General features: G+C 65.7%; 21 protein-coding genes. 10 read left to right on the top strand and 11 right to left on the bottom strand.

All coding sequences use genetic code 11. The annotated features are described in order from the left end of the window. Positions 1–7: 7 nt before the first annotated feature. From minD to DAEP_RS0103535, 3 genes are all read left to right on the top strand, one after another. Positions 8–856 (top strand): septum site-determining protein MinD, encoded by an 849-nt coding sequence (gene minD / locus DAEP_RS0103545; RefSeq protein ID WP_008555794.1) that lies wholly within the window; start codon positions 8–10, stop codon positions 854–856. Positions 857–860: 4 nt separating this feature from the next. Then, positions 861–1,124, top strand: a complete 264-nt coding sequence (gene minE / locus DAEP_RS0103540) for a cell division topological specificity factor MinE (RefSeq protein ID WP_008556087.1) — start codon at positions 861–863, stop codon at positions 1,122–1,124. Positions 1,125–1,309: 185 nt separating this feature from the next. Next, positions 1,310–2,761, top strand: coding sequence for an HD-GYP domain-containing protein (locus DAEP_RS0103535; RefSeq protein ID WP_027243700.1), 1,452 nt, complete (start codon positions 1,310–1,312; stop codon positions 2,759–2,761). Here the strand turns inward: DAEP_RS0103535 and DAEP_RS0103530 are convergent. Beyond that, complete coding sequence (locus DAEP_RS0103530) at positions 2,758–3,930, bottom strand: threonine/serine exporter family protein (protein ID WP_027243699.1); 1,173 nt, start codon at positions 3,928–3,930, stop codon at positions 2,758–2,760. The two genes, DAEP_RS0103535 and DAEP_RS0103530, sit on opposite strands and share 4 nt — an antisense overlap. A gap of 160 nt (positions 3,931–4,090) precedes the next feature. Between DAEP_RS0103530 and DAEP_RS0103525 the strand changes: the two genes are divergently transcribed. After that, positions 4,091–4,777 (top strand): M48 family metallopeptidase, encoded by a 687-nt coding sequence (locus DAEP_RS0103525; RefSeq protein ID WP_027243698.1) that lies wholly within the window; start codon positions 4,091–4,093, stop codon positions 4,775–4,777. Between the two features lie 75 nt (positions 4,778–4,852). On the opposite strand, the gene DAEP_RS0103520 is transcribed toward DAEP_RS0103525, so the two are convergent. The 4 genes from DAEP_RS0103520 to DAEP_RS0103505 form a co-directional block, all read right to left on the bottom strand. Beyond that, positions 4,853–5,395: an RSP_2648 family PIN domain-containing protein gene (locus tag DAEP_RS0103520; RefSeq protein ID WP_027243697.1), complete on the bottom strand. Its 543-nt coding sequence runs from the start codon at positions 5,393–5,395 to the stop codon at positions 4,853–4,855. A gap of 6 nt (positions 5,396–5,401) precedes the next feature. Beyond that, entirely contained in the window at positions 5,402–6,616 is a 1,215-nt protein-coding gene (locus tag DAEP_RS0103515) for an RSP_2647 family RNA methyltransferase (RefSeq protein ID WP_027243696.1), read from the bottom strand. 97 nt (positions 6,617–6,713) lie between these two features. Further along, positions 6,714–6,983: a hypothetical protein gene (locus tag DAEP_RS0103510; RefSeq protein WP_027243695.1), complete on the bottom strand. Its 270-nt coding sequence runs from the start codon at positions 6,981–6,983 to the stop codon at positions 6,714–6,716. Then, positions 6,967–9,771 carry a [protein-PII] uridylyltransferase family protein gene (locus DAEP_RS0103505; RefSeq protein WP_027243694.1) on the bottom strand — a complete coding sequence of 935 codons (2,805 nt, stop codon included), beginning with the start codon at positions 9,769–9,771 and terminating at the stop codon, positions 6,967–6,969. Before DAEP_RS0103505 ends, DAEP_RS0103510 begins: the two co-directional genes overlap by 17 nt. 167 nt (positions 9,772–9,938) lie before the next feature. Between DAEP_RS0103505 and DAEP_RS0103500 the strand changes: the two genes are divergently transcribed. The 4 genes from DAEP_RS0103500 (at position 9,939) to DAEP_RS0103485 (ending at position 12,253) form a co-directional block, all read left to right on the top strand. Next, positions 9,939–10,400, top strand: a complete 462-nt coding sequence (locus tag DAEP_RS0103500; RefSeq protein ID WP_027243693.1) for a DUF2852 domain-containing protein — start codon at positions 9,939–9,941, stop codon at positions 10,398–10,400. An 83-nt stretch (positions 10,401–10,483) separates the two neighbouring features. After that, positions 10,484–10,915, top strand: a complete 432-nt coding sequence (locus tag DAEP_RS0103495) for an RDD family protein (RefSeq protein ID WP_008553980.1) — start codon at positions 10,484–10,486, stop codon at positions 10,913–10,915. 130 nt (positions 10,916–11,045) lie between these two features. Further along, complete coding sequence (locus DAEP_RS0103490; RefSeq protein ID WP_027243692.1) at positions 11,046–11,870, top strand: arginyltransferase; 825 nt, start codon at positions 11,046–11,048, stop codon at positions 11,868–11,870. Beyond that, positions 11,870–12,253 carry a VOC family protein gene (locus DAEP_RS0103485; protein ID WP_027243691.1) on the top strand — a complete coding sequence of 128 codons (384 nt, stop codon included), beginning with the start codon at positions 11,870–11,872 and terminating at the stop codon, positions 12,251–12,253. Before DAEP_RS0103490 ends, DAEP_RS0103485 begins: the two co-directional genes overlap by 1 nt. 166 nt (positions 12,254–12,419) lie before the next feature. Here the strand turns inward: DAEP_RS0103485 and DAEP_RS0103480 are convergent, their stop codons facing one another. From DAEP_RS0103480 to DAEP_RS0103470, 3 genes are all read right to left on the bottom strand, one after another. After that, the gene (locus tag DAEP_RS0103480; RefSeq protein WP_008557598.1) at positions 12,420–14,774 is read right to left on the bottom strand and encodes a TRAP transporter large permease; all 2,355 of its coding nucleotides are present in this window, start codon (positions 14,772–14,774) and stop codon (positions 12,420–12,422) included. A gap of 14 nt (positions 14,775–14,788) precedes the next feature. Next, positions 14,789–15,715: a TRAP transporter small permease subunit gene (locus tag DAEP_RS0103475; protein ID WP_027243690.1), complete on the bottom strand. Its 927-nt coding sequence runs from the start codon at positions 15,713–15,715 to the stop codon at positions 14,789–14,791. Between the two features lie 141 nt (positions 15,716–15,856). Beyond that, a complete protein-coding gene (locus tag DAEP_RS0103470) occupies positions 15,857–16,939 on the bottom strand; it encodes a TRAP transporter substrate-binding protein (protein ID WP_008556786.1) in 1,083 nt (360 codons plus the stop codon). Positions 16,940–17,222: 283 nt separating this feature from the next. Here DAEP_RS0103470 and DAEP_RS0103465 point away from each other — a divergent pair, with 283 nt between their 5' ends. Beyond that, positions 17,223–18,650, top strand: a complete 1,428-nt coding sequence (locus tag DAEP_RS0103465) for a cache domain-containing protein (protein WP_008554677.1) — start codon at positions 17,223–17,225, stop codon at positions 18,648–18,650. Between the two features lie 61 nt (positions 18,651–18,711). Next, complete coding sequence (locus tag DAEP_RS0103460; protein WP_008553820.1) at positions 18,712–19,356, top strand: response regulator transcription factor; 645 nt, start codon at positions 18,712–18,714, stop codon at positions 19,354–19,356. A gap of 12 nt (positions 19,357–19,368) precedes the next feature. Here DAEP_RS0103460 and DAEP_RS0103455 read toward each other — a convergent pair whose 3' ends face one another. The 3 genes from DAEP_RS0103455 to DAEP_RS0103445 form a co-directional block, all read right to left on the bottom strand. Then, a complete protein-coding gene (locus DAEP_RS0103455; RefSeq protein WP_027243689.1) occupies positions 19,369–20,514 on the bottom strand; it encodes a lytic murein transglycosylase in 1,146 nt (381 codons plus the stop codon). A gap of 121 nt (positions 20,515–20,635) precedes the next feature. After that, entirely contained in the window at positions 20,636–21,637 is a 1,002-nt protein-coding gene (locus DAEP_RS0103450) for a capsular polysaccharide export protein, LipB/KpsS family (RefSeq protein ID WP_027243688.1), read from the bottom strand. Positions 21,638–21,713: 76 nt separating this feature from the next. Then, positions 21,714–22,565 carry a HalD/BesD family halogenase gene (locus DAEP_RS0103445; RefSeq protein WP_008555974.1) on the bottom strand — a complete coding sequence of 284 codons (852 nt, stop codon included), beginning with the start codon at positions 22,563–22,565 and terminating at the stop codon, positions 21,714–21,716. Positions 22,566–22,727: the final 162 nt, after the last annotated feature.

The raw sequence follows: 22,727 nt of genomic DNA, 5'->3' as shown, positions 1-22,727 counted from the left end.
AGGACGAATGAGCAAGGACCTGAAACTGGAAGAACCGCTGGGCCGGGTGATCGTTGTCACCTCGGGCAAGGGCGGAGTGGGCAAGACCACAACTTCGGCGGCAGTGGGCGCCGAACTGGCCCGGCGCGGCCACAAGACGGTCGTGATCGACTTCGACGTCGGCTTGCGCAACCTGGACATGATCATGGGCTGCGAACGCCGGGTTGTATTCGACTTCATCAACGTGATCCAGGGCGACGCCAAGCTGAAGCAGGCGCTGATCCGCGACCGGCGGCTGGAAACCCTGTCGGTGCTGCCGACCTCGCAGACCCGCGACAAAGATGCGCTGACCAAGGAAGGCGTTGAACGGGTTCTGGACGAGCTGCGCCAGGAATTCGACTATATCATCTGCGACAGCCCGGCGGGCATCGAGCGCGGCGCCCAGATGGCGATGCATTTTGCCGATGAGGCGATTGTGGTCACCAACCCCGAAGTGTCCTCGGTCCGCGACAGCGACCGGGTGCTGGGGCTGCTGAACAGCATCACCGAGCGCGCAAGCAAGGCCGGCGCGGAGCCGGTGAAGGCCCAGGTGCTGATTACCCGCCACGACAAATCCCGCATCGAGAGCGGCGAGATGATGACGGTGGAGGATGTGCTGGAGGTTCTGGCGGTGCCGCTCCTCGGCATCATCCCCGAAAGCCCGGCGGTGCTGCGCGCCTCCAACCTGGGCGTGCCGGTGGTGCTGGATGACCCCTCGGCGGCGGCGGCGGCCTATGAGGACGCGGTCGGCCGGCTGATCGGCGAGCAGATCGAGATGCGGATTGCCGCGGACCCCCGTCGCGGCCTGTTGCAGCGGCTGTTCCGCCGGGCGGTGTAAGCGGATGTTCGGATTTTCCCTTCGCCCCCGCAAAGCCTCTGCCAGCACCGCCAAGGAGCGGCTTCAGATCCTGCTGGCGCATGAGCGCAGCGGCAGCGGCGGCGCCCGCCCCGACTGCCTGCCGCAGCTGCAGCGCGAAATCCTGGAAGTGATCCGCCGCCACATGCAGATCGGCGACGAGGCCATCGACATCCGCATGGAGCGCGGCGACGAGCTGTCGAGCCTGGAGATCAACATAGAGATCCCAGGCAAGCTGGGCGTGAACTAGGGCCGGGACCCTGGGGCTGCCAGGCGGCGGCCTCTGCATACTGACCGCGGGGCTGCCGAACGGCGGCCCCCGGCATTTTAGGAAAATCGGGCGCAGAGACCCCGCCCCTGTCCTGCGCCGGGTAAGGGCACGTTAATCCTGTCCGCTTAGTCATGGGCCTTCCGCATTTTCACTGCCGAAGGCCCATGACATATATTCCCCCCATCTCCAGTCCCGGCCAGGGCGGCGGTTCCGCACCGCAGGGCATTCTGCGGCTGGGGGAGCTGCTGGGCGCGCTGAGCCATGCGCTGGATCTGACCGAAGGCCAGCCCAAGGGCCATTGCGTCCGCTGCTGCTGGATCGGGATGCAGGCCGCGCAGGCGCTAGAGCTTCCGCCGCAGGTGCGCTCCGACCTCTATTTCACGCTGTTGCTGAAGGATCTGGGGTGCAGCTCCAACGCGGCCCGCATCTGCCAGCTGTACCTGACCGATGATCTGTCCTTCAAACAGAACTTCAAGACGGTGCGCGGCTCCCGGCAGGGCATCGAGTTTTTGCTGCGCAACACCGCGCTGGGGGCCAGCCCGCTCAAGAAGCTGAAAACGCTGGGCCATGTGATCGCCAGGAACGACCAGCTGGCGGGCGAGCTGATAGAGACCCGCTGCAACCGCGGTGCCAGTATCGCCCGGCAGATGCGCTTCTCCGAGGATGTGGCGCAGGGCATCGCCAGTCTGGATGAGCACTGGGACGGCGGCGGCCTTCCGCAGGGCCTGAAAGGCGCGGCAATCCCGCTGTTTGCCCGCATCGCCCTGATGGCTCAGGTGGCCGACGTCTTTGCCGCCAGTGCGGGCGCCGAGGCCGCTGCGGCGGAGCTGGAAGCCCGCGCAGGCAGCTGGTTCGACCCGGATCTTGTGCCGGTCTTCACCGCGGTGATCCGCCGCCCCGGCTTCCTGGCGGATCTGCAGGACCCAGGGCTGGAGGCGGAGGTGTTTGCCACCCCGCAGGCGCAGCATATCCATGCCGTGGATGAAGACTACCTGGATGAGATTGCCCGGGCGTTTTCGCTGGTGATCGACGCCAAGAGCCCCTTTACCCACGGCCATTCGCAGCGGGTGGCGCGCTACACCGGGCTGATCTGCGACCAGCTGGGCTACTCCCCCGAACGGCGCCGCTGGATGGTGCGCGGGGCACTGCTCCATGACATCGGCAAGCTTGGGGTTTCCAACACCATCCTGGACAAGCCCGGCAAGCTGACGGATGAGGAGTTTACCCTGATGAAGCGCCACCCGGTGCTCGGCCACGAGGTGCTGAGCCGGATTGCCGCCTTCCGGGAGCTTGCGGATGTGAGCGCGGCGCATCATGAGCGGCTGGACGGAAAGGGCTATCCGTACGGAATGGATGCCAGCCAGCTGACGCAGGAGATGCGGGTGATGGCAGTGGCCGATATCTTTGACGCGCTGACCGCCGAACGCCCCTACCGTGCGGCAATGCCGCTGGAGAAGACCTATGCCATCATGGACGGCATGGCCGGCCCCGCCATCGACCCGGACTGCTATGCCGCGCTGCAGGATGCGGTGACCGCCAGCGGCTGGCCCTCGGCCTCGGACGCGCGGCTGCCCGAAAGCACGTGGGAGCTGCCGGCCGCTGAGCGCAGCGCCTAGCTGGCGAGGTTGCGGTTCTTCTGCGAATAAAGCGCCAGCGCCGTCACCTGCCCCGCCACGATGGCCGAGAACATCAGCAGCGCCGACAGGCCGATGCTGGCGTCCGCCATCAGGGTTTCATTGAACAGCGACTGCGTCGCGCTCATCAGCACCCGGCTGCCGGGGACCAGGATCAGGATGCCCTGCACGATGTAGATCGCACCGGTGAGGTTCAGTGTCTTGGCAAGCCAGGTGCCGTAAAGGGTGATGCACATGGCGGTGACCCAGGTGCCGACAATCCAGCCGCTGCCGAAGCCGAGGTAGAGCGGCCCCCACATGCCCAGCACGGTGACGGGCAGCGCCCGCACGATATCCACCAGCCGGGCATTGAAGATCACGCCGATCGAGAACGACAGCGCAGGCAGCGCCAGATAGGGCATCCACCACAGGACTTCGTTCACATTCTTCACCTGCGGCGTTGCCCCCCACAGCGCCGCGCCGATGCTGACGCCGATATAAATGCCGATGAACAGTTTCATCAGCACGAAGATCGACTGGGCAAACAGGCTGGACCCGGAGATCACGTCGTTGAAGGCAAGGCATTCCAAGGAGTTGGCAATCGACAGACCCGGCACGAACAGCACGATGGCAGCGATGCAGGTGCCCCAGACCGGCACCTCCACCCCCATGCTGCTGACCAGCGAGACCGCCAGCCCCGCGACCAGCGCCGAGAGGAATTCGACCAGGATCACCCGGTCGCCGCGGCAGAACAGCTGGCAGAGCCAGACCAGCAAACCCAGCACCGCCGACAGCGCAATCGTCGTCAGCGCGCTGCCGATCAGGGTCAGGAAGGCGGGCGGAATGGCGATATTGGCCAGCATGATCAGCCAGGCAGGATAACGGCCCGGCTCCTCGGTCCCCGGATCCTCCACCGCGTTGATGCGGATGATGGTGCGCGCCAGCAGGCTGAGGTTGATCTGGGCGGGTTCCAGGCGGCGGATGATGAACTGGTTGTCCTCGTCCGGGAACTGGCAGGAGATCGAGGTCGGCGTGGCCTGCACGATTACATTGATGCCCTGCTTCCTGGCATAGAACTGCAGGTATTTCTCGATCTTGTAGGGCGCACAGCCGCTGCGGTGCAGGGTCTCGCCTGTGTCGGCGATGTTGCGGAGCTGGGACAGGGGTGCCATGTGCCGGATGCCGTTGTTCTGGGGTGTCTTGGGTCCAGCCCCCTTAAGCGATGCGGCGCGCGGCGGCGAGTGCGGATTTTGCATGGCGGCCTGCGCTGGATGCAAGGCTTCGCGGCCGCTGCCTCTTGCTGGCGGCGCGGTTTCGGCCCATATCTGAGGCATGCTGCGCCTCATGCCAATTCTGCTGGCCGTGATTTATGGCCTTGTGATGTACCGGATGTCCGTCTGGCGCACCAATCGCGAGCTGGACCAGCGCTCGACCGAGCTTGCGGACCCGCGGCTCAAGCGGCTGACCGACCGGCTGGCAGCAGCGCTGAACATCGCGCGTATCCCTGTCCACATCTATGAGGTCGACCCTGTCAACGGGCTGGCGGCGCCGGACGGGCGGATCTTCATCACCCGCGGCTTTTACCGCAAGTACCAGAATGGCGAGGTGAGCGCAGAGGAGCTGGCCACGGTGATTGCGCATGAGCTGGGCCATGTGGCCCTGGGGCATGCGCGCAAGCGGATGGTCGATTTCTCCGGGCAGAATGCGCTGCGCACGGCGCTGATGCTGATTCTGGGCCGCTACATCCCCTTTATCGGCCCCTGGATTGCCGGGGCGCTGACCTCGCTGTTGGCGGCGCGGCTGTCGCGCGGCGATGAATACGAAGCGGATGAATATGCCGCGGCGCTGCTGACCAAGGCGGGGATCGGGCTGGCGCCGCAGAAAAGCCTGTTTGCCAAGCTGGAAGAGCTGACGCAGGCGCGCGCCGGCATGGCACCGGCCTGGCTGATGAGCCACCCCAAGACCGATGAGCGCATCGCCGCGCTGGAGCGGCTGGAAGCGAAATGGTCCAGGGGCTGAGTCTGCGGCAAGGGCGGGATTGAGGGGCCGGCCCCTCAAACTCCCCGGAGTATTTCAGGAAAGATGAAACACCGGTCAGCCCGCCAGGGCCTTGGCCAGCCGCGGCAGGCGGGCTTTCTTGAGCAGCGGACGGATTTCCCAGCTGCCCCCGGAGAGGCGGTTGGCCTCAGACAGCACTTGCGCACCGAGCGCGTCCATGCCGGTGCTGTCGTCAAGCCAGAAGCGGTAGAGCAGCTCATCCGGGCCGAGGCGCTCCAGCCCTTCCTCTGCCAGGGTGTGGCGGGGGAAGTCCTTGGTATTGACCGTCACGATGGCGTCGGCGTGGCCTGCGATGGCGGCGGCCAGAACATGAACGTCGGCGCTGTCCGGCAGCCAGAGGCGCGCCTCGATCCCCGGGGCGGGGGCGACTTCGGCCCCGGGCCAGCGCGCGCGGGTCAGCGCTGTCTCTGCCTTGGCCTGCGCCGCGCCTTCGGGGCCGAGCTTCAGCGCCGCGCGCTCCCATTCGCCCAGGATCCGGGCGGACCAGAGCGGGGTGAAATGGCCCAGGCGCGCCGCGCCCAGGAGCATTTCCCGCATCACCGTCGGGTAGAGGACGCAAGTGTCGAGGAGCAGCTTCACCGCAGATCAGTCCAGCCGGAAGAACACGGCCTTCAGATAGCCGCTTTCCGCCAGCTGCGGCAGCTGCGGGTGGTCGGGGCCTGCATAGCCGGTGTGAATGAGCTGGCCGCGGCGGCCCGCCTTGCCGATGCCGCGGGCGGAAGAGTTGCGGAACCTGGCGAGATCGGCGGCGTGCGAGCAGGAGCAGAGGCCGAGGTAGCCGCCGGGTTTCACCAAGGGGGCCGCCAGTTTGGCAACGCGTTCATAGGCGCGCAGGCCCGCTTCCAGCGCCTGTTTCGAGGGGGCAAAGGCAGGCGGGTCGCAGATCACAACGTCGAAGCTTTCGCCCTCTTCCACCAGCGCCGTGAGCACATCGAAGGCGTCGCCCTGGCGGGCGGTGAACTTGTCCTTGAAACCGCCGGCCTCGGCGCCTTGGGCAGCCAGTTCCAGCGCAGCCGCAGAGCCGTCCACGCAAGTCGCCTGCCCTGCCCCGCCTGCCAGCATGGCCAGGCCGAAGCCGCCGACGTGGGAGAATACATCCAGCACCCGGGCGCCCGGCGCGGTCAGCCGCGCCGCGAAGGCGTGGTTTTCGCGCTGGTCGAAGAACAGGCCGGTTTTCTGGCCGCCGGTGAGATCAGCCATATAGGTGGCGCCGTTCATCCGGACCGGCACCGGCGCGGCGGGGGCCTCGCCCCGCAGGGTCTGGTTCTGATCGTCCAGCCCTTCCAGGGAGCGGGTGCGGCCGGAGGCGTTTTTCAGGATAAGCTCGGCGCCTGTCACCTCGGCGAGTGCGGCGGTGAGCATGTCCAGATGCGCTTCGGCCCAGGCGGCGTTGGGCTGCACCACGCAGGCTGCGCCGAAACGGTCGATCACCACGCCGGGCAGCCCGTCGGATTCCGCGTGGACCAGCCGGTAGAAGGGCGCGTCATACAGGCGCTCGCGCATCTCCTGCGCGCTGGACAGGCGGTCTGCGAACCAGGCCTGATTGATCACCGCTTCCGGGTCGCGGTCGAGCATCCGGGCAATGATCTTGCTTTCGGGGTTGACCGAGACCAGACCCAGCGGGCGCTGCGCCTCATCCTCCAGCACCGCCAGCGTGCCCGGCACCAGCTTGCGGGTGCGGCGGTCGGTCACCAGTTCGTTGGCATAAACCCAGGGAAACCCGTGCCGGATGGCGCGGGCGTTGGACTTGGGCTTCATTTTCACGCGGGGGCGCTGGAGCGCATCAGGGGAGGCTGTCATGGCCCCCTCATATCCGTAACCCTGAAACAGGGAAAGAGGCCGTTTGGCCCCGGCGCCGCAGAACCGGCGCGCAGGCTGGCGCCCTGGCGCGGGTCCGTCACCGCTCGCGCGAGCGCCAGCCGCCGCGGCGGCGCGGCTTTTCCGCGCCCTGCAGGCCATCGCGCAGCACCGCCGTCATCGGGTGGTCCGGCTGGTCCTTGCCGTATAGCTCCAGCAGCGCCTGAATATCGGCTGGGCTGTCGCGGGCGGCGTCCATGCCAAGCGCCCAGTCGAAGAAGATACTGCGGCATTGCGCGCCGGTGATGCCGTCGATCCGGTAGGATTCGTAGATCAGACCGCGCGGGTCGTGTTCACTGCTGCCCTTCATCCGTTCCTTCCCCTTGCACGGCGTCCGCTATGATCGCAGCGCAGCCGGTGTAGCGGGCCTGCAGCTCCTGCTCCAGCGCATCGAGCCGGGCATAGCCGGTGGTGCGGCAGAGGAACTGCGCCCCGCCCTCGCCGATGTCATCGGCCTCGATGACCTTGCCGGAGAGCAGCCGCGCCGCGCATTGCACCGACCAGAATAGCCGGTAACTGGCACCGAGGTATTCCGCATCCGCGTCATTCAGCCATCCGGCAGCGACAGCCCCCGCCAGGCCCGCGGCCACATCGCGCGCGCCGGAGCCGGAGGTCAGCGCGCCCGCCTGTGAGATCAGCTCCACATCCATCATCCGCCCGGGCCCGTTCTTGGCATCCCAGACCCCCGCCGGCGTCTTGGCGGCAGCAAGCCGCGCGCGCATCTGCGCCACCTCCTGCAGCACCTCGCCGCGCTGCCTCGGCTGCGCCAGGAGGCCCGCACGGAAATCCTCGATCTCTGCGGCCAGGCTGGCCTCTCCGGCGACCACCCGGGCGCGGGTCAGCGCCAGATGCTCCCACACCCAGGCCTCGTTCTGCTGGTAGAGGGTGAAACCCGCCAGGCTGACCGCCACTGGCCCTTGTGTGCCAGAGGGGCGCAGCCGCATGTCGACCTCATAGAGGCGGCCCTGCGACATCGGCGCCGACAGCGCGGTGACAAAGGCCTGGGTGAGACGGGCGTAATAAGGGCGCGTGGCCAGCGGGCGCTTGCCCTCCGACATCTCCGCCGTGCCGGGGTCGTAGATCACGATGATGTCGAGGTCGGATTGCGCATGGATCTGCCCGGCGCCAAGCGAGCCCATCGCCAGCACCGCCGCGCCGCGGCCCGGCGCGGGGCCGTGCTTGCGGGCGAAGTGATCCACCACTTCCGGGGTGATCCCGGCGATCACCACTTCGGCCAGTTCGGCGTATTGCGCCCCGGCCTGCTGGCCGTCGATCAGCCCGCGCAAGTGATGGACCCCGATGCGGAAGTGCCACTCCTTGCTCCAGCGGCGGGTGGCGTCGAGCCGGGCTTCGTAGTCGCCTTCCAGGGCCAGCCGGCGGGCCAGCTCGGCCTTCAGCCGGGCGGCGCCGGGCCATGGGTCAAAGAAGGCCCCGCCGATCACTGCATCGAACACGGCGGAGTTGCGCGACAGAAAGCTGGCAAGCTCGCGGGAGGTGCCGGCAATGTCGATCAGCAGGTCAATCAGCTGCGGATTGGCGCCAAACAGCGAAAACAGCTGCACCCCGGCAGGCAGCCCGGCCAGGAAGCCATCGAGCGCCAGCAGGGTTTCGCCCGGCTTGGCGGTTCTGGCAACGCGGGCCAGCAGCTCCGGCTTGAGCCGTTCGAAGATCTGCGCACCGCGGGCGGAGCGCAGCGCCGGGTAGGTCGGCCAGCGGGCGATGACGGCGCCGTCAAGCTCTGCCGTTTCCTCGGGCAGCGCCGCGGGCCGCGGGGCGGCGCCCCCGGAGAAGAACCCTTCGGTCAGCGCGTGCACCTGTTCCAGGCGCTCCTTTATTTCCGCCATCAGCGGTTCCGGGTCGCGGTCCATCAGGCAGGCGATGCGGGCGATGCCGTCCTCGGATTTCGGCATCCGGTGGGTCTGGGCGTCATGCACCATCTGGATCCGGTGCTCGACCTCGCGGTGAGCGCGGTAATGCGCGGCCAGCTGCTCTGCCGCGTCCTGCGGCACCCAGCCCTTGTCCGCCAGCGCCGCCAGCCCCTCGACAGTGCCGCGCAGGCGCAGCGATTCATCGCGCCCGCCCGCGATGAGCTGCCGGGTCTGGGTGAAGAATTCGATCTCGCGGATGCCGCCGCGGCCCAGTTTCATGTCGTGCCCCGGCACGCTCAGCGCGCCGCCGGTGCCCTTGCTTTCCCGGATGCGCAAGCGGATGTCATGGGCGTCCTGGATGGCGGCGAAATCCAGGTGCCGCCGCCAGACAAAGGGCCGCAACGTGTGCAGGAACCGCTCCCCCGCAGCAATATCGCCGGCACAGGGGCGCGCCTTGATATAGGCGGCGCGCTCCCAGGTGCGGCCAAGGCTCTCGTAGTAGCGCTCCGCCGCCTCCATCGCCAGGCAGACGGGCGTGACTGCCGGGTCCGGGCGCAGCCGCAGGTCGGTGCGGAACACATAGCCGTCGCCGGTGCGGTCGCTGAGCGCGGCGCACATGTTCTTCGTCGCGCGCACCATGCCCTGGCGCGCCTCATAGAAATCATCCGGGTCGAACCGGGTTTCGTCGAACAGGCAGATCAGATCGATGTCGGAGCTGTAGTTCAGCTCATGCGCGCCCATCTTGCCCATCGCCAGAATGGAGAGGCCGCCCGCGGTCGCGATGTCATCCTCCGTCAGGCCCGGCAGTTTCCTGCGGCGGATCAGATTGGCGATTTCCGACTTGATGGCCACATCTGCGCAGAGCGCCCCGAAATCGGTCAGCGCGCCGGTCACCTGCTCCAGGCTCCAGCCGCCGCTGAGGTCGCAAAGCGCGGTCAGCAGCGCCAGCCGCCTTTTCGCCTGGCGCAGGCCGGGCTTCAGCTGCACGCCCTCCAGCGCTCGGCAGTCCGCCAGAACGGCCTGAAGCGCCGCGCCGGGGTCCTGCAGCGCCTCCGGCAGCCAGTCCGCCTCCCGCGCGGTGAGTTCCGTGAGATAGGGGCTGGAGCCGCAGGCCCCGGCCACCAGATCGGCCAGATCGCCGGACAGGGCGGGCACCAGCGCGCGCGCCTCGGCGCCTAGATGAGGGTCAAAGGGACGGGGAAGGCGGGTGATCTGCAGGGCGGTCGTCATGCTCCCGACACTGTTCCTGCGCCACCGCCGCGTCAATGGCCGAAATGACGCGCCGGGCGGGGACCATGTGAAAAAGATTCACATACGGGCTTGAAACCCCCGCCGCGGCTTCCGATATGCAGTGATGTGAAAGGGATTTACATACACCCGAAACCTGGAGGACCCCGATGACGAGTTTCACCCCGACCGCCCGCCACACACCGGTGCAGGGCTGGTTTTCCCGCAGCGAAGCCTGGCTGGACAGCAAGGGCAAAGGCGCCTGGATTGCCGCCATGGTGCTTGGCTTCGTGTTCTTCTGGCCGGTCGGTCTGGCCCTTCTCTTCTACATGATCTGGAGCAAACGCATGTTCAGCAAATTCTCCTGCAGCCACCAAAGCAAGACCTGGGCACGCCACGGCTTCTCGGCGATGAAACCCTCGGGCAACAGCGCCTTTGATGCCTACAAGGCCGACACGCTGCGCCGCCTGGAACAGGAGCAGCATGACTTCGAAGCCTTCCTGGAGCGCCTGCGCGACGCCAAGGACAAGGCCGAGTTCGACCAGTTCATGGATGACCGCGCCCGCGCCGCAGATCACGGCGATGACGCGGCGGATGAGGACGAAGACCGCGGCGAACCCAAGCGCCGCTAATCTCCGCCCCACCTCCGGCTGCCCCGCCCCGCCCGGGCGGGGCTTCCGCTTCCTGTCTCTTCCTTTAGCAAAGGATCCCATACATGACCGCCCTGCCCGATCCCGACTACCAGGCAGAATTCTATGCGTCTGTACCCGCCAAGCGGCTGATCGCCTGGGTCATCGACAGCATCCTGATCTTTACGCTCAGCGCCGGCGCAGTGCTGCTGACCGCCTTCACCGGGCTCCTGGTCTGGCCGCTTCTGTATCTGGCGGTTGGCTTTGCCTACCGGACCGTGACCATTGCGAACGGCTCCGCGACCTGGGGGATGCGCTTTGCCGGGATTGAGCTGCGCGACAGCGCGGGCCAGCGGCTCGACAGCGGCATGGCAGCGCTGCACACTGCGGGCTATTCGCTGTCTCTGGGCTTCCCGGTGCTGCAAGTGATCTCGATCATCCTGATGCTGACCTCGCCGCGCGGCCAGGGCCTGACGGACCATTTCCTCGGCACCGTCATGCTGAACCGGCGGGTTTGAATGAAAACGGCAAGCGTCCGTTAAACCATTTTCCACAAGGCTACTTGGCGCACCGGAACCGCGTTGCTATCATCACTTGAAGTAGCTGCTGCCTGTTCCATCTTTCCTGCGAAACCGCTGAAGAGTTCCGATGCGCCATACCCTTCCCATTGCACCGCAGTTTTACGTGACAGCGCCGCAGCCCTGCCCCTATCTGGGCGGCCGGATGGAGCGGAAGCTGTTCACTGCACTGCAGGGCGACGGGGTGGAACAGCTCAACAACAGCCTCAGCCAGCAGGGCTTCCGGCGCTCGCAGAATGTGCTCTACCGGCCCTCCTGCTCGGAATGCTCGGCCTGCCTGTCGGCCCGGATCGACGTGTCGGCCTTCTCCCCGACGCGCAGCCAGAAACGCACCCTGAAACGCAACGCCCATCTGGAGCGGCGGGCGACTTCGCCCTGGGCGACCGAGGACCAGTTTGCGCTGTTCCGCAGCTATCTGGACAGCCGTCACGCCGATGGCGGCATGGCCGACATGGATGTGTTCGAATACGCCGCAATGATCGAGGAAACCCCGGTGCGCAGCCGGGTGGTGGAGTATGCCGAGGCGGGCAGCAACCGCCTGACCGCGGTATCGCTCACGGATGTGCTGGAAGACGGCCTCAGCATGGTCTACTCGTTCTATGCGCCGGACCAGCCGAAGAACTCGCTCGGCACCTTCATGATCCTGGATCATATCCAGATCGCGCGGGAGGCCGGTTTGCCTTACGTCTATCTGGGCTATTGGGTCCCCGGCAGCCAGAAAATGGGATACAAGGCCAAGTTCTCCGGCCTTGAGATTTATCACCAAAGCGGATGGACGAAAATGACCGACCCGTCGGAGTTCGAGGCCGCCAGCCATCCGCTGTCGACCGATCCGATTGCCGAACAGGTCGCCAATATCCAGTTGCCCGAACAGCCCATCCACCGCAGCCGCTGATGCAGCATCTCCACGCCGTCTCGCTGGTGGTGCCGGATTATGACGCCGCCATCGCCTTTTACTGCGGCCGCCTTGGCTGGCAGCTGGCTGAGGATATTGATCAGGGCGCCAAGCGCTGGGTGCGGATCCTGCCACCGGGCGCTGCGCAGGGCAGCCTGGTGCTGGCCCGCGCCGAAGGCGCCGAGCAGGAAGCTGCCATCGGCAACCAGTTCGGCGGCCGTGTCGGGCTGTTCCTGGCCAGCGATGATTTCGCCCGCGACCACGCTGCGATGCTGGCTCAAGGCGTGACCTTCGAAGAGGACCCGCGGCAGGAGCTTTATGGCACCGTAGCGGTCTGGCGCGACCCCTTCGGCAACCGCTGGGACCTGATCCAGTTCGCCTGAGCCGGCCCGCGGGCCTGACCGTCTCCGCAAGGATCCCTCGTTCATCTGGCTGAAAATATCCCGGGGTGAATGCGCATCGCGCAGAGGGGCAGCGCCCCTCCCCCGGCAGGAAAAGCAAAGGGGCCCGCTTGGGGCCCCTTTTCCGTTTTCTTAGACTGCCGCCGGATCAGTTCGGGATCAGCGCAGGCACGATGGTCACGATCGACGGGAAGGCCCAGAGGATACCGATCCCCACCACCTGGATCAGCACGAAGGGCACGATCCCGCGGTAGATATGCGCCGTCGTCACCTCCTTGGGGGCGACCCCGCGCAGGTAGAACAGCGCAAAGCCGAAGGGCGGTGTCAGGAACGAGGTCTGCAGGTTCACCGCCACCATGATGGTCACCCATTTCGGATCGAACGACCCGCCATAGATCACCGGCCCGACAATCGGGATCACGATGTAGATGATCTCCAGGAAGTCCAGAACGAAGCCCAGGAAGAACAAGACCAGCATCACGATCAGGAAGACCGTCATCTCGTTGTCGAAGCTCTTCAGGAACTGCTGGATGTAGTGCTCGCCGCCAAAGGAGATCACCACCAGGTTCAAGAGCTGCGAGCCGATCAGGATGGTGAAGACCATCGAGGTCACCTTGGCGGTTTCCCGTACCACCGGGGTCAGCACGCCGGAGCGGAACAGAACCCAGCAGCCATAGAGCAGCCCGAACAGCGCATAGAGATAAGCAGCGTAGGCCACGAGGAAGGCAATCCAGCTTTCGACGCTGACGCCGCCCTGGTTCACCCGCAGGTCGAAGTTCATGCCGACCAGGATGCACAGCATCACCGCAAAGGTGGACCAGATGATGATGCTGCCGGAGCGGCCTTCATCCTTCAGCTTGCGGTAGGCCGCCAGCATGATCGCGCCGCCTGCCCCCAGCGCCGCGGCAGGCGTCGGGTTGGTGATGCCGCCCAGGATCGAGCCCAAAACCGCCACGATCAGAACCAGCGGCGGGAACACCACCCGGATCAGATCGTTGCCCGCGCAGCGCGCGGCGGCCTCGCGGCAGCCCCACAGCGCCAGCGCCAGCGGCAGCGCAATCCACAGAACGGTCACGCCCGCCGAGGTGGTCGGCCCAATCGCCACCAGATCCACCAGCGCAATCAGCAGGACCCCGATCGCGCCAAGGATCAGCGGCTTGGCATCGCGCGACGGTGCCACGCCGCGCCCGAACGCCAGCACCAGGCCCAGCAGGATCATGATCACGCTGATGCCGGTGCCAATCGGCGCCGCAGCGGCGATCTTGGCTTCGCGGGCCGCGGCGATTTGCTCCTCGCTCAGCCTCGCAGACAGAGCCACGCCGCCAGCCGCGTCGATGGCTTCCTGTTCCGCCACGGCAGCATCCCAGGCGTCCTGCCCGTGCAGCTCGATCATGGCCTCCTTGCACTGAGGCCCGACCGTGGTGCGCAGCGAGGCGGTCTCACCAGCATCGGAGAAAGTCGAGACGGTGATGTTCTGGCTGCCGATCACGTTAAAGCTCGACAGCAGGATCGCGCCGCCGATCAGCGCGGCCGGAACCGCCAGGAACCAGGTCAGGCCCTCGTTGCGGGTGATCACTTCGCCGGTGCCGCCTTCGATGGCGACCGCGGGCGCCTTGTGCGGGTTCAGCAGCGCATAGCCAAAGGCATAGGTGGCATAGAGGATCGCCAGCAGGATGCCCGGCAGCAGCGCCGCCTGGAACAAGGTGCCGACCGAAACCACCGCCGGCTCGCCCAGATACGTCAGCGCGTCAGAGCAGCCCGCCTCCATCGCGCGGGTTTCCTGCGCGGTGGAATAGAGGTCGCCCGCCAGCGTGCCCAAGAGAACGATCACGATGGACGGCGGAATGATCTGGCCAAGGGTGCCGGAGGCGGCGATCACGCCGGTCGCCAGTTCCGGCGAGTAGTTGTTGCGCAGCATGGTGGGCAGCGCCAGCAGGCCCATGGTCACCACGGTTGCGCCGACGATGCCGGTGGAAGCCGCAAGGAACGCGCCCACAACCACGATCGACACCGCCAGACCGCCGGGCAGCGGGCCAAAGACGCGTGCCATGGTGGTCAGCAGGTCGTTGGCGATCTTCGAGCGCTCCAGGGTGATGCCCATCAGAACGAACATCAGCACCGCCAGCAGGGTTTCAATCGACGCGCCCGCCAGCACCCGCTCGTTCATCCGGTTGACGATGAAGGAGACGTTGCGGTCCAGCGCCACTTCCCAGCCCTGGGCGAACACCGGTTCCGCCATTCGCGGCAAGTCCGGGTACCGGAAGATCGAGACCTTGTCAGGCCTGACTCCAGAGTTCACCAGGTCTCGGTAGGCCTGCGACGAGGTGTCGATGGCCTGGTGGATCAGGATGCCCGCGCTGTCCAGCGCGGCGATGATCCCGAAGGAGATGATCCCGGCACCGCCGATGGCAAAGGCCACCGGGAAGCCGGAAAGGATACCCCCGAAGAGGCAGAAAAATACGATGAGCAGGCCGATCTCGACGCCATCAAGTCCAAATAGCATGTTTCCGACGTCCCTTAATGCGTGCCTTCGTAGGCTTCTTCACCCTCTCCAAGGCTGTCCTTGTCGAGGTATTTGTTTTCGCTGCCCGGGCCTTCCACGAACTCCAGGAAGGAGCGGTAGAAGAAGGCAATGGCGTGCAGGAATACGAGGCCCGCGAAGGCGATCAGCAGGATCTTGAACAGGAAGTAGGCGTTGAACCCGTTGGGGCTGAAGCCGATGGTTTCCACGTTCCAGCGCAGCGCGCGGGATTTCATCACCAGCCGCTCCAGCGTGTCCGAGGCCGAGGGGTTCGGCACGATCAGGTGCCGCCACAGGAAGAACCAGCCGTACATCCACGTCAGCACCGCGGCAGGCATCATGAAGATCAGCGAGCCGACCATGTCCACGACCTTTTTGGCGCGGAAGCTGATGCCGGAATAGATCAGGTCCACCCGCACATGGCCGCCCTGCACAAAGGTGTAGGTCACGCAAAGACAGACGACCAAGGCATTGTAAAACTTCAATTCCTCGGCAAACCAGCTGATGTCCTGGCTGAACGGGATGCCAAAGCCGAAGCTGATGTCGGGCCGCGCGAACACGCGCTGCATGAAGACGATGATGATCTGCTGCACCACCATCAAAAGCCCCGCCCAGGCAAAGAAACGGCCAATGGTGTTGGCCATCCCCTCCAGCCCGCGGACCATGGCCCACATGAAGCCGCGGAAATAGAGGCCGATGGCGGTCAGCACCAGGAAGGTGGTGAACACGACAAAGAAGAATTCGACCGAGCCGCCATAGTAGACGAAGCGCATGATCGAAGCCTTGTCGGACCAGTCGAGCCAAAGCTGCGGATGGGTGACGGCGTAGCCGAGATTATAAAAGGCGCCGGCGATGTTCTGGATCAGCCAGACAAGTCCGCCCCAGATTGCGCCAAAGAAGGTGATGCCACTCTCTTCCTGCATGTTTCCCCCGGAAGATTGCTGCGAAGTTGCGGCAGGGGGCTTGGGCACACGGCACTGCTGGCCGGCCTTCCCGCGCTACGGGCAACTGCATGTGGATCCCCCGCCTGCGGCGGGGGATCCGGTTAATGCCGGTCAGGCGGATCAGGCCAGGACGCGGTCGCGCTGAACGCGGTAGGCGCCTTCGGATTTGGTGATCCAGCCCGAGGAGGCTTTCATCGAGGACTCGACGCTGCCGCGGATTTTCGCGAACAGCTCGTCGCCCATGAATTCGTCCAGGGTTTCCTTGGTGGCCTTGCCGAAGGCGTCCCAAACGCTTTCCGGGAATTCCAGGGTCTTGACGCCGCCGGACTGCAGGCGCTGCAGCGCTGCACCGTTGTTGTTCATGAACTGCGCCAGGCTCCACTGGTGGCCGGCGGCCGATGCCATCTCGATGATCTTCTGATGGGCCGGCGACAGGCCTTCGAACACTTCGCGGTTGGTGGCAACCGACAGCGCCGCGCCCGGCTCGTGGAAGCCCGCGGTGTAGTAGGTCTTGGTGATTTCCTGGAAACCAGCCTTCTCGTCCGCCCAGGGGCCGATCCACTCGGTGCCGTCGATGGCGCCGGAGGACAGCGCCTGATACACTTCGGAACCCGGAATGTTCTGCACCGAGGCGCCCAGCTTGCCCAGCGCCTTGCCGCCCAGGCCCGGCATCCGGAACTTCAGGCCGTTGAAGTCTTCGGGGCCAGAGATTTCCTTGTTGAACCAGCCGCCGGACTGCGGGCCGGTGTTGCCGCCGATGAAGGACTTCAGGCCAAAGATCTGGCCCAGCTCATCATGCAGCGCCATGCCTTCGCCGTGGTAGTACCAGTTGGTCAGCTCCTGCGGGGTCATGCCAAAGGGCACCGCGGTGAAATACGCATAGCCCGGGTGCTGGCTGACGAAATAATAGTCGGCAGCGTGGTACATGTCGGCCTGGCCTGCGGTCACGGCGTCGAACACTTCGAACGCGCCGACCAGCTCGCCTGCGGCTTTCACGTCAACGGTCAGATCGCCACCGGACATGGCCGTGATGGAGTCGGCAACATATTGCGCGGAATCATGCACACCGGCCAGACCGCGGCCCCAGGTGGTGACCATGGTCAGCGTGCGCTTGCCCTGGGCATATGCCGGCGCGGCCAGGGTGCTGGCTGCTGCGGCGGAGCCGCCCAGTGCGGACGTCTTCAAAAAAGAACGGCGATCCATAAAGTATTCCTCCCATTATCATTCGGATTGCCCGGAAGGTCCCCCCCGGGCGGATCGGTTCGAGTGCGGCCAGCCTAGCGGCGGCGAATTTTATGTGAATACCTAGTACTGCGTAGAACGGCACGTTTTTCGCGGCTGCGGCGGGTCAGTTGGCGCATTTCTGGCGCGAATCACTGAACGGCGGCACACCTCAGGGGCGCAAATGTGTCGCGTGCCTTTGATTCCTCTGGGCGGCCGGACAATGATTCGGTACAAGTTTCTGACCAATTCCGGGACCCCATTGATGCGTCTGTTCCAAACACTTTTGCGCCCTACCTACGCGCAGAAACTGTCGCTTTTGATGACCTTGCCGCTGATCGTGGCAGGCACGGCGATTGCGGTTCTGGTGGGCTATCAGTCGCGCGCCTTGGCAGAGCGCGAGATCCAGGCGCTGGAAATGCAGCTGCTGGCCGCCAAGAAGGCGGAGCTGCGCAATTATGTGACCCAGGCCCGCAACGGCTTTGCCCATATCTATGGCCTGGCGGCACCCGATGATGCCGTAGCAAAGGAACAGGTTACCCAGATCCTCAGCGCGATGATCTACGGCAAGGACGGGTTCTTCTTTGTCTACGACTATGACGGCACCAACCTGGTCAGCCCGCGGCAGACCGAATTCATCAACCGCAACTGGGCGGGCCTTACTGACAGCGAAGGCGTGCCGGTGGTGGATGAGTTCATCCGCCTGGCCCGCGACGGGGCGGGCTGGCACAGTTTCACCTGGGAGAAGCCCTCCACCGGCGAGGAGGCGCAGATGATCGCCTATGTGCTGGGGCTGCAGGACTGGCAATGGGCGATCGGCACTGGCGTGTTCATTGACGATGTGCTGGCCACCGTCGCCGCCTCGCGGGCGGAGGTGGAGGCGCGGGTGCGGCGCACCTTCCTTTATATCGGGGCGATCACGCTCATATCGCTGGGGCTGGTTTTTGCCTCCGGCATGTTCCTGAACATCCGCGAGCGGCGGCTGGCGGATGCCAAGCTGAAGGAGCTGACCCAGCGGGTGTTCGACGCCCAGGAGGAGGAGCGCGGCCGGGTGGCGCGGGAGCTGCATGACGGGATCAGCCAACTGCTGGTCGGGGTACGCTATGCGCTGGACAACACCCGCCGCCGCCTGTCGCGCGGCGATGGCGAGGGCGCGGCGGCGCCCCTGGAGAAAGGCACCGAAAGCCTGCTGACGGCCATCACCGAGGTGCGCCGGATCAGCCGCGACCTGCGCCCCGGCGTGCTGGATGATCTTGGCCTGGGGCCTGCGCTGAAGGCGCTGACCGATGATTTCGCGGCCCGCACCGGGATCGAGACGGCGTTCTCCACCGTGGTGTTCCGCAACCGGCTGGATCAGGATTCCAAGATTGCGCTCTACCGCATCGCCCAGGAGGCGCTGACCAACATCGAACGCCATGCGGAGGCCACCAAGGTCAGCATCGATCTGCGCGGCCATACCAAGGGCGCCACCATGCGCATCACCGACAATGGCCGCGGCCTGCCGCCCAGGGATGCCCGCACCGGCCCCGGGATCGGCCTGCGCAACATGCAGGAGCGGATTGAGCAGCTTGACGGCACGTTGCGCATTCTGTCATCACGGGGCACCCAAAGCGGCACGGTGATCGAGGCAAGCCTGCCTCTCAGCCACCTGCTGCCGCCGGGCGAGGAGGGAACGCCTGCACAACTGCCGTGACCGGGCAGGTTACTGCAAGCTGCGAGGCTTCCGGGAGATGGAATGCTGCATTGGGGGAATGATGGCTGATCCGGTGAAGGTTCTGATCGTGGATGACCACCCGATGGTGGCCGAAGGCATCCAGTCGATTCTGGAGAGCTATGACGATATTCAGGTGGTCGGCTCGCTGACCGATGGCCGCGATGCGGTGAACCAGATGGGCAGGCTGGCGCCGGACGTGGTGCTGATGGACCTGAACATGCCCAAGCTCGGTGGTCTCAGCGCCACCGAGATCATTCTGGAACAGCATCCCGGCACCCGCATTCTGATCCTGTCGATGCATGACAGCGCCGAATACATCTCCACCGCGCTGAGCCACGGCGCGATGGGTTATGTGCTGAAGGACGTGCCGACGGATGAGATCAAGCAGGCCATTGACGCGGTGATGGAGGGGCAGACCTATCTCTGCACCGGTGCGGCCGGCTCCCTGAAGCCCAAGGACAACGGCGCCCGCGAGGCGCTGACCGGGCGCGAGCAGACCATCCTGCTGGAGCTGGCGCAGGGCAAATCCAACAAGGAAGTCGCCCAAGCGCTTGATATCTCTGTCAGAACCGTCGAAACCCACCGCAAGAACATCAAGCGCAAGCTGGGCATATCCTCCACCGCCGGCCTCACCCGCTATGCGCTGGAGCATGGCGTGCTGCAGGGCACCGGCGCCGCGTTCTGATCCTCCCTGCCCCTAGTTCAGACTGGCCAGCAGCGCCGGGGACGGATCGCCGGTCACCGGCAGGCCGCGGCTGGACTGGTAGCCGCTGATCGCAGCGCGGCTTTTCGGGCCCAGCACGCCATCGGCACCGCCGGTATCGAAGCCTTTGGCCGTCAGGCGTTTCTGCAGCAGGATGCGGTCATCTTTGGTCAGCCCGTAGGAGTCCGGCGGGAAGCCGGTCCGCAGCGGGCCGCCTCCGGCAATACGGTCCGCCAGGTGGCCCACCCCGATCGCGTAGGCATCCGAGTTGTTGTAGCGCTTGATGGCGTTGAAATTGCTGGTGACGGCAAACTTCGGCCCGCCCGCCTGCGGCTGGAGGATGCGGCCTGCGGGAGTGCCGGGCGCCCAGGCCTCGCCGCCCCATTTCAGCCCGCGCGTCCAGCCGTTCCTTTGCAGATAGGCGGCGGTGGAGGCCAGCGCGTCGCTGGGATCCTCCGACCAGATATCGCGCCGCCCGTCGCCGGTGAAATCCACCGCAAAGGCCTGGTAGGAGGTCGGAATGAACTGGGTGTGCCCCATGGCGCCGGCCCAGCTGCCCGTCATCCGGGCGGGGGTGATGTCACCGCTTTGCAGGATCTTCAGCGCCGCCAGCAGCTGCTTTTCAAAAAACGCCCCGCGCCGCCCGTCATAGGCCAGCGTCGAGGTGGCGGAGATCACCGGCACGTCACCGCGGCGCTCGCCGAAGAAGCTCTCAAGCCCCCAGATGGCGCAGATGATTTCCGCATCAACGCCATAGGCCCGCTCCAGCGCCTGCAGTGTGGCGCCATGACGGGCAAAGGCGGCGCGGCCCTTGGCCAGCCGCTCGTCCGAGACGGCGATGGACAGGTAGTCCTCCAGCGAGCGCTTGAACTCGGTCTGGTTGCGGTCGCGCTTGATGACCCCCGGCAGATACCCGGCCCCGCGGAAGGCGGCGCGCAGGGTGGATTGGGAAATGCCCCTGGCCTCAGCCCGGGACCGGAAGGCCGCCACCCACCGGTCATATCCGGCATTGGGCACCGGCCGCAGATCCGCGGGCAGGCCGGTGCTGCGGGAGCTGCCCCCTGCCGGCACCGTGCTGCTGCAGGCCGTGAGCCCAAACGCTGCAAGACCAAACCCGAAATGACGCCGTGTGATGTTCATGTATTCTGCCCGTTCTGCTGATTGCCGCCTGCCTTTTGCAGCAGGGCTTTTGCCGGACAGGCTGCCAGAAACAGCGCGGGCCGCCAAGGTCCGGAATAGCGCCAGAGCAAAGACCTGCCGCCTAGCGCTTCGCCAGCGGGTCCGCTGCCTGCCCCGCCGTGAATCGTTCCCGCGGGAAGCCCGCGCGGCCAAAGATCTCCCAGATCCGCTGCTCCAGGTCCGGCGCGCCGATTTCCAGGCAGTTCTTGCGGAAATACCAGGTCAGGAACTGCGCATAGCCGCCTTTGCGCGCGAGCGCCCGCTCCAGCGCCCCGGCAAACTGCCCCGGCCCGGTGATGGTTTCCGCCATGTGGTGAAAATCGGAGGTGCCATAGAGAATGGCAGGCGTCCGGTGCAGAAACCCTTCCATCGCCGCCGTCGAGTTGACCGAGACGGTCACGCAGCTGGCGGCGAGAATATCGTGGATGTTGGCGCCACTGATCACCACCCGGCTGTCCCCTGCCGCAATCTCCGCCAGCTCCGCCATGGTTGCGATGCTCGCCAGCAAGGGATGCGGCTTGACCAGAACGGTCTTGCTTCCCGCCCCCTGCAGCACATCCTGCAGCATGGCGATATCGGTAAATGCTGTTGCCCCGGTCCGGACCGGGTAAGATCCCTGGAAAAATACCGAGATACACCCCTGCGGAATATCCTCCCGCTCCCTTGGCGCGCTGTACCGGGTCCGGCGGGCATCCTTCCACGTCCGTTGCAGCCGCCCGTAGAACTGCTTGGCGTACTGGTAAGGGATCATGTCCTCCCGGAATTCCCGGGCCGCGATGGAGCTGAACCCGCGGGTTCCCTCCGGGTCCAGATGCCAGAAGCCGTCCAGATACGCCAAGGCCGCATTCAGCACATTGGGCATCTGCACGTTGCGGTCATCCAGAATGTGCAGATTGCCATCATTGAAGCGATGGCCGGGAACCTGCCGCATGCGGCTGGTGATGCCGCCCTCCAAGGCGCGGATGTCACAGCCGATCCCCTCTGCCGCCAGCATCTGCTGGATCACGCCGTAAAGCTGCAGGAAACCGCGTGAAAGGTCGCTTTCAAGATGCTTTTTGCGCAGATGGATAATGACTTTGGGCACCGGCGGGTTCCTGCGAAATACTGCAAGCGAGTATCCCAATCCCGCGCCTCAGGTCCAGCCCCCTGACGCAGGCCCGTCAATCCCGCAGCGCGTCGGCACGCAGCCCCTCTCTCTCGTAATGGCGCGGCAGGACCCTGCCATAAAGCTGCCGGGTGCGCTCTACCCCGCCGCACATGCCCTCCTGCTCGACAAAGGAGAAGATCCCGACATAGCGCCTGCGCGACCCCTCGACCGGGGCCACCCGGTGCAGCGAATAGCGGCCCCGGAAGATCTGCAGGTCGCCGGGCCGCAGCACCAGCCTGCGCACCAGCGGCGAGCCGCCCGCCAGCACCCGCGCAACGCCATCGAAATTCTCATCCGCCGGGGTGCGCAGCATCGGCACGTATTCGAACGCGCCGCCGCTCTCGCCGTTCTGGATCGCCAGCGTCACGGTGTAGTTGTTGGTATCGAAATGCCACGGGAAGCCCTGCCCCGCCTCGACCATGTTGATGATCACATCGGCCAGCGGATCGTCATAGCGGAAGAACCGGTCCTCCGGCTCTCCCAGCGCCTTGCGCACAAACGGCATGAATCCGGGGTGCTCGTAGATCGAGCGCAGCGGGCTGTCCGGGCCAAAGTTGTCCGCCGGGATAAAGGCGTTGGAGCGGCCGAAAAACTGCCGCACCGGATGGGTTTCCGGCAGGGTGCTGTCGTCCTGGGAGAAATAGGCATTGGTACGGCTGAAGGACGTGTGCCCCTGGCCTGCCACCGCGTCGGCCTCCGCCACCAGCCTGGCAACGCCGTCCTGATGCACAAATCCGGGCAGCACCGCACAGCCGTCCGCGGCAAGATCGCGCTGCAGATCCGCAATCAGCCGGGCGCAGGCGCTGGAGCCGGGCCGGTCGATGGGATAGCGCCCGAGATCCACCAGATCGGAGAGTTGAACCATGGCCGCTTCCTTCCCTTCCATCCTTTGCTGAAGCTGAGCTTGCCTGCTGCGGGAGCACCGATCTGGCACAAACGGGACATGGGCGTGCCGGATTTGAACGATTTCCCGCCCGAGAGGGCCACCGCTTTCGCGGAAATTTCGCCACACCCCGGGGCACAAGCA

It is taken from the genome of Leisingera daeponensis DSM 23529 (assembly GCF_000473145.1).
GTDB lineage: Bacteria > Pseudomonadota > Alphaproteobacteria > Rhodobacterales > Rhodobacteraceae > Leisingera > Leisingera daeponensis.
This window is presented reverse-complemented; position numbering and strand designations above follow the sequence as displayed.

What these genes read in the sequence shown, in the direction of transcription:
- minD (WP_008555794.1), top strand. Translation starts at nt 8, where the DNA reads ATGAGCAAGGACCTGAAACTGGAAGAACCGCTGGGCCGGGTGATCGTT.
- minE (WP_008556087.1), top strand. Translation starts at nt 861, where the DNA reads ATGTTCGGATTTTCCCTTCGCCCCCGCAAAGCCTCTGCCAGCACCGCC.
- DAEP_RS0103535 (WP_027243700.1), top strand. Translation starts at nt 1,310, where the DNA reads ATGACATATATTCCCCCCATCTCCAGTCCCGGCCAGGGCGGCGGTTCC.
- DAEP_RS0103530 (WP_027243699.1), bottom strand. Translation starts at nt 3,930, where the DNA reads ATGGCACCCCTGTCCCAGCTCCGCAACATCGCCGACACAGGCGAGACC.
- DAEP_RS0103525 (WP_027243698.1), top strand. Translation starts at nt 4,091, where the DNA reads ATGCTGCGCCTCATGCCAATTCTGCTGGCCGTGATTTATGGCCTTGTG.
- DAEP_RS0103515 (WP_027243696.1), bottom strand. Translation starts at nt 6,616, where the DNA reads ATGACAGCCTCCCCTGATGCGCTCCAGCGCCCCCGCGTGAAAATGAAG.
- DAEP_RS0103510 (WP_027243695.1), bottom strand. Translation starts at nt 6,983, where the DNA reads ATGAAGGGCAGCAGTGAACACGACCCGCGCGGTCTGATCTACGAATCC.
- DAEP_RS0103505 (WP_027243694.1), bottom strand. Translation starts at nt 9,771, where the DNA reads ATGACGACCGCCCTGCAGATCACCCGCCTTCCCCGTCCCTTTGACCCT.
- DAEP_RS0103500 (WP_027243693.1), top strand. Translation starts at nt 9,939, where the DNA reads ATGACGAGTTTCACCCCGACCGCCCGCCACACACCGGTGCAGGGCTGG.
- DAEP_RS0103495 (WP_008553980.1), top strand. Translation starts at nt 10,484, where the DNA reads ATGACCGCCCTGCCCGATCCCGACTACCAGGCAGAATTCTATGCGTCT.
- DAEP_RS0103490 (WP_027243692.1), top strand. Translation starts at nt 11,046, where the DNA reads ATGCGCCATACCCTTCCCATTGCACCGCAGTTTTACGTGACAGCGCCG.
- DAEP_RS0103485 (WP_027243691.1), top strand. Translation starts at nt 11,870, where the DNA reads ATGCAGCATCTCCACGCCGTCTCGCTGGTGGTGCCGGATTATGACGCC.
- DAEP_RS0103480 (WP_008557598.1), bottom strand. Translation starts at nt 14,774, where the DNA reads ATGCTATTTGGACTTGATGGCGTCGAGATCGGCCTGCTCATCGTATTT.
- DAEP_RS0103475 (WP_027243690.1), bottom strand. Translation starts at nt 15,715, where the DNA reads ATGCAGGAAGAGAGTGGCATCACCTTCTTTGGCGCAATCTGGGGCGGA.
- DAEP_RS0103470 (WP_008556786.1), bottom strand. Translation starts at nt 16,939, where the DNA reads ATGGATCGCCGTTCTTTTTTGAAGACGTCCGCACTGGGCGGCTCCGCC.
- DAEP_RS0103465 (WP_008554677.1), top strand. Translation starts at nt 17,223, where the DNA reads ATGCGTCTGTTCCAAACACTTTTGCGCCCTACCTACGCGCAGAAACTG.
- DAEP_RS0103460 (WP_008553820.1), top strand. Translation starts at nt 18,712, where the DNA reads ATGGCTGATCCGGTGAAGGTTCTGATCGTGGATGACCACCCGATGGTG.
- DAEP_RS0103455 (WP_027243689.1), bottom strand. Translation starts at nt 20,514, where the DNA reads ATGAACATCACACGGCGTCATTTCGGGTTTGGTCTTGCAGCGTTTGGG.
- DAEP_RS0103445 (WP_008555974.1), bottom strand. Translation starts at nt 22,565, where the DNA reads ATGGTTCAACTCTCCGATCTGGTGGATCTCGGGCGCTATCCCATCGAC.